The organism is Xylophilus sp. ASV27 (assembly GCF_016428875.1).
In the GTDB taxonomy this organism is placed as follows: domain Bacteria; phylum Pseudomonadota; class Gammaproteobacteria; order Burkholderiales; family Burkholderiaceae_C; genus Xylophilus.
Window position 1 is genome coordinate 1 of record NZ_JAELTO010000266.1, and the last position, 524, is coordinate 524.

General features: G+C 68.1%; 1 protein-coding gene. It reads left to right on the forward strand.

Features of this window, described 5'->3' with window-relative positions:
* Positions 1–379 (forward strand): sugar ABC transporter substrate-binding protein (locus JHD63_RS22810; protein WP_198973091.1); only part of this gene is annotated, 379 nt, incomplete at its 5' end.
* Positions 380–524: the final 145 nt, after the last annotated feature.

Genomic DNA, 524 nt, shown 5'->3' on the forward strand with positions numbered 1-524 from the left:
GGCCAAGGCCAAGGCCGTGTCCACCACGGTGCTCAAGCAGAACCCCGACCTGTGCGCCATCATGGGCTCATGGGACGGCATGGACCTGGGCATTGCCGCCGCGGTGAAGGAGGCGGGGCTGACCGGCAAGGCCGCGGTCTTCAGCTCCGGCGGCGGCTCCCTGGAGAGCGGCTGCAGCCAGGTGAAGTCCGGCGCTTTCGATTCCTACGTCTCCTACAACCTGCCCGTGCAGGTGAACCAGCTCACCACCATGGTCGCGGCGCTGCTCACGGCCAACCCCAAGCCCGGCACCTTCCGCAGCATCACCTACACGCCGCTGACGCGCATCACCAAGGGCAATGCGGACCAGCCCGGCCTGTGCCTGGCGTCCAGGAAATAAGCGATGCCCGCCGCCAAGCCCCTGCCCCGCAGCGATGCGGCAGACTCGGCCCGGAGCATGATCCAGGGCGTTCCCACCATGGCGTGGGAGCCGCTTGTGAAGCTGCGCTACCGCTGGTGGCCGGACCATCTGCTCGGGGAAATCC